We start from the raw sequence: 4,944 nt of genomic DNA, 5'->3' as shown, positions 1-4,944 counted from the left end.
GCGTTTATGCGTAGGGTCGTCCTGGTTGCTGGCTCGTTGTTGCTGCTCGGTGGGGGGGCCTTCGCCGCTTTCCGAGCGGTCAGCAAGGACTACCGCTACTACGAGCTCATCAAGCTCGGCGATCAGCTCCTGCAAGAGGAGCTCCCATTTCAAGCCTCGCGCACCTACACATCTGCCATCGGGGTCAAGCCCCAGGACGCTCTCGCGTATCTCAAGCGAGCCGAGGCGGAACGACGACAGGGGAACCTCGAGCCGGCGATGGCCGACCTCGAGCAGGCATCCGCACTCTCATCGGATTTTCTCACCATGTCGATGCGCCTTGCCGACCTCTACGACGAGGCTGGCCGCTTCGAGGATGCCGCCTTGCACTACCAGAAGGCCATCGAGCTCGATCCCGACTCAGCCACGCTTTATTACAAGCTCGGGCTCGCTCAGTTCCGAGCGGGACTCGAAGCCGATGCCCTCGAGGCTCTGAGCCGTGCCGCCGCACTGCGCGAGCGGTTTTGGGAGGCCTATTACCTGAGAGGTGCGGTCTTCCTCTCGCTTGGTGGCCATGACGAGGCCGAGTCCGACTTTCTCCAGGCGCTCGAGCTGGCTCCGGAGGCGGAGCTGGCGCGCTCAGCTCTGATCGAGCTCTACCTCGATCGAGGAGAGCCCGACGAGGCCCGTCCCCTGGTGGAAATCGAGATCGATGCCAATCCCGGCGCCGCCGAGCCCTACCTCCACCTCGCCGAGATACATCGCGCGGCAGGGCGCGTGGCTGAAGCGATCGAAGCGGTGGGGCTGGCGCTCGAACAAGATCCCAACCTTCCCCGTGCCTACCTCAACCTCGGCGAGCTCTGGTTCTCGGAGGCAAGTCGGCGCGGCGACCCCGTTGCCCTGGAGAAAGCCGTGACCGCATTGTCCTCGGTGGTGAAAATGGACCCGACGAACGGCGCCGCGCACCTCGCTCTGGGACGTGCCTATCTCGCCATGGGCGACGAGTCGAGAGGTTTCACCGAGCTCCAGCGCGCCAGCCAGGCCACGCCAATCCAGGCGGAGGCGCACCGCATGTTGGGCGACCTGTACACCGCCCGCCGAAATTTCGCCGAGGCGGTTACCGCCTATCACGTTTATCTCAAGCTGAGCGGTCGGAGTCCGGCCGTCCTCGAGCGCCTGGGCGACGCCTATCTGGAGCTGGGCAAGCCCGAGATCGGAGCCGAGCTCTTCCTCGAGGTGGCTTCTCTCGAGCCGCGGCGCGTCTCGCCGATGGTGAAAGCGGCGCGCGCTCATCTCGTCGCCGGCAATCCCGCCGCCGCGGCCGGGGTCTGTCGGCAGGGGCTCTTGGCGAACCCCGACAACGAGGCCTTGTTGGAGGTGCTGACGCTGGCTCGCCGCAGCCCGCGTCGCTCCGGTGAGCCATGATTGTGATGAATCGGTGAGCGCTCCGCGCGAACTGCTCGCAGTCTTCGCCCGTGCCCCCGAGCTCGGCCGGGTCAAGACGAGACTCTGCCCTCCCCTGACCGTCGACGAGGCACTCGCCCTCCACCGTGCTCTCGTTGGCGATACGCTCGAGCGCTTCGGGAAGATCCAGCGTGTGAGCATGGATCGACTGCTCTTGCTGAGCGAACCGCTGCGCCGGGCCGACGACCTGGACATTCCCCGTTCCTGGATGGTGGTGATCCAGGCGTCGGGCGACCTCGGCGTGCGGCTGGCGAGCCTGTTCGATCTGAACCTGCGCCGAGGAGTCAAGCGGGTCGTGGTGCTCGGCAGCGACAGCCCTACGCTACCCGTCGAGGTGATCGAGGAGGCCTTCCATCGTTTGGAGGAGGTCGACGTCGTTCTCGGTCCCGCCGAGGACGGCGGATACTATCTTCTGGGCTGCCGCAGGTTCGTGCCCCAGATGTTCCGCGGTATCGCCTGGGGAACGGAGAACGTGCTCGAAGCGACGAAACGGGCGCTCCAGGAGAGTGGCTGCACCTTCGACCTTCTGGTTCCCTGGTACGACGTCGACCGCTCGGAAGATCTCTCCAAGCTGAGGGAAGAGATCGAGTACCTGAAGCGTTCCGCACCCGAGTTGATTCCCCGACGGGTGGCCACGGTCCTGCCAGCCTCACCCAACGTAGGATGGTGACGGGCTCCGAACCGAGAGCTTAGCCTTGGATGCGTAGAGGCCCCACCTCGCGCAGTCGCTCGTTCAGCTCCGACACGAGCGATGTGACGACCGCTTCGTGCTCGGCCAACTTCTGCTCCGCCTCCTGTGTGAGCCGCCGGAGTCGTTCGCGCTGCACCTCTGTCGGGCCATGGAGCGTTCCCTGTTGCGCCTGATTGCCTTCTAGCTCCCGGTAGAGGCGTGTGGCTTGAGCCGCGAGCGAAGGGTTCCGAAAGCTCGAAGACCCGCCGCCCAGGGGCTCGGACGAGGCGGTGAGCTTTTCGAGACCTTCCTCGATGGACGTCCGGATGTCGGCACGCTCGTCACCTCGAAGCACGGCGCTCACACGATCGAGCTCCTCCTCGAGCTCCTTTGCCTTGGAGACCGCCTGGGCCAGACGGGCGCGCAAGGCGTTGACCTCTGTGAGAAACTCGAACCGCCCCTGCAGCTCCGGTTCGGGAATCTCGAGGCGGGGATCGAGAACAACCTGGACCGAGCTTTCCCGTCGCTCGCCCGAAACCTCGAGCGCGACCGAGTAGCCGCCGGGAGGAGCCAGCGGACCCGAATCACCAACGAGCTCGGGAGCACGCACCCTCAAATCCCAGACGATTCGATTGAATCCCGCGCGAGCGGTGCCCGGGAGAGTCCTCAGCTCCACGCCGGCTTGATTCTTAATCCGGATGAGCGGTGTCTCCGAGACGTCCGATGGGAGGCGATAGGTGATGAGGGCACCGAACGGTGCGTTCGGGCCGATGAACGGCCGCTGTCCCAGATAGCTCTCGTGCTTCCACGGGAGGAACAACGTCGCTTTCCGGATGTCGAAAAGCTCGATGGAATCGGAGCGCGGGCGGTGATGTTCCAGCGGCGTGATGTCGTCGAGAATGTAAATCGATCGCCCGTGGGTCCCCACCACGAGGTCGTTGTCTCGGGGGTGGATCACGATGTCGTCCACCGGCACGGTGGGAAAATTCCCCGTCATCCTCATCCATTCGCCCCCGCGATCGAAGCTCACGAAAAGGCCGGTCTCGGTGCCGACGAACAGCAGGTCGCCGTTTCTCGGGTGCTCGACGACGACGTTGATCCAGCCGCGCTCGGGAAGGTCGGAGACGATCGAGCGCCAGGAGTCGCCGCCGTCTTCGGTGACGAAGAGGTAGGGAGCGAAATCGCCGAGCTGATGCCGGTCGAGGCTCACATAGGCGCGCGAAGCCTCGGAATGCGAGGCGACGATGCGACTCACCGTCGTTCTTTTCGAGTCGAAGGGCGCCAGGTTCGCCTCGAGGCTACGCCAGGTCTCGCCGCCGTCACGCGTCTGCTGAATGCGCCCGTCGTCCGTACCCACGTACAGCAGCCGGGGATCGAGAGGCGACTCGGCGATCGTCGTGACCGTCCCCCAATCGGAAACCCCGTCGTGGCGGGAGAGCGTTCGATCGTTCGGTTCGGCGCCCATGATCGGGAGCTCGTCCCGGTCCTCGTTCCAGGTGAGGTCGGGACTCGCCATCCAACTATCCCCCCGATCTCGAGAGATGAACAGACGGTTGCCCCCGAAGAACAGGACGCCGGGATCGTGCCTCGAGATTCGAAGCGGTGACGTCCAATGGAACCGGTATTCGTCCTGGTCTTCGGAAGGATAGGGCCGGATCGACTTGCGATCTCCCGTCCGGCGGTCGACCCGCTGGAGATTTCCACCTTGCGACTCCGTATAGAGGACGGTCGCGTCGTTGGGATCGGCCTGCTGATACATGCCGTCGCCGAAATTGGTCTGGAACCAGTCCTGGTTGAGGATGCCGACGTGGTTGCGGGTCGTGCTGGGCCCCGCCCAGGAGTGGGTATCTTGAGCACCGCCATAGATGTTGTAAGGCTCGTCCAGGTCGACGGCGATGGCGTAGAACTGCGTGAGCGGGATGTTGTTGATCTTGTCCCAGCTCCTGCCACGGTCCCAGGAGAAATAGAGGCCGCCGTCTCCGCCGAGCACCAGGTGATTCGAGTCTGCCGGATCCACCAGAAGCGCATGATGGTCGCCGTGCACCCCCACGTCATAAGTGGGGGTCATCTCCTCGTTCTCGGTGAACGTTTCCCCGCCGTCGTCGGAGACATGAAACGACGAACCGAGAACGTAGATGCGCTCGCCATCGTTCGGATCGAGAATCACTTTGCTGTAATACATGGGTCGGGGATTGATCTCATTGATGCGCTCGAAGCTTCCTCCGCGATCCGCGGAGCGGTAGAGCCCGGACTCCTCCGCATGCTCGATGAGCGCGTACACGACGCCGGGATCGGCTCTGGAAACGGCGATCCCGATTCTTCCGAGGGGGCCCGCCGGGATTCCCTCGGTCAGCTTTTGCCAGTTCTCACCGCCATCGGTCGATCGGTAGATCCCACTACCGGGACCACCGCCGTCGAATCCCCAGGGCACGCGGCGCCTCTGATAGGTCGCGGCATAGAGGACGTCCGGATTCACCGGGTCCATCGCCAGGGTCACCGCGCCGGTGTCCCGATCGACAAAGAGCACGCGCTCCCAGCTGCCTCCTCCATTCGTCGTCCGGTAGACACCCCGTTCTTCCGATTGAGACCATAGAGCGCCGAGCGCCGCGACGTAGACGCGAGATGGATCGGTCGGATGTACGAGCACCTTGCCGATGTGATGGGTATCCGAGAGCCCCATCGAGGAAAAGGTCGCCCCGCCATCGAGCGAACGGTAGACCCCCCGGCCAAACGTGGAGCTTTGGCGGTTGTTGGGCTCACCCGTACCCACCCAGAGGATGTCCGGATCCGAGGGGGCAACGGCGACGTCGCCGATCGAAGACGTCTCCTGA

General features: G+C 64.3%; 3 protein-coding genes. 2 read left to right on the top strand and 1 reads right to left on the bottom strand.

Features of this window, described 5'->3' with window-relative positions; all coding sequences use genetic code 11:
* Together VEK15_09890 and VEK15_09885 are read left to right on the top strand one after the other, a co-directional pair.
* The coding region (locus tag VEK15_09890) for a tetratricopeptide repeat protein (protein HXV60992.1) at nucleotides 1-1,404 on the top strand (1,404 nt) is incomplete at its 5' end.
* A 13-nt stretch (nucleotides 1,405-1,417) separates the two neighbouring features.
* Nucleotides 1,418-2,113, top strand: coding sequence for a TIGR04282 family arsenosugar biosynthesis glycosyltransferase (locus VEK15_09885; GenBank protein HXV60991.1), 696 nt, complete (start codon nucleotides 1,418-1,420; stop codon nucleotides 2,111-2,113).
* A 19-nt stretch (nucleotides 2,114-2,132) separates the two neighbouring features.
* Here VEK15_09885 and VEK15_09880 read toward each other — a convergent pair.
* Nucleotides 2,133-4,944, bottom strand: a 2,812-nt coding sequence (locus VEK15_09880) for a hypothetical protein (GenBank protein HXV60990.1), incomplete at its 5' end; no start/stop codon positions are given.

The organism is Vicinamibacteria bacterium (genome assembly GCA_035620555.1).
GTDB lineage: Bacteria > Acidobacteriota > Vicinamibacteria > Marinacidobacterales > SMYC01 > DASPGQ01.
Note: the sequence above shows the minus strand (reverse complement) of the source record. Positions and strands in the feature narration are given on the sequence as shown.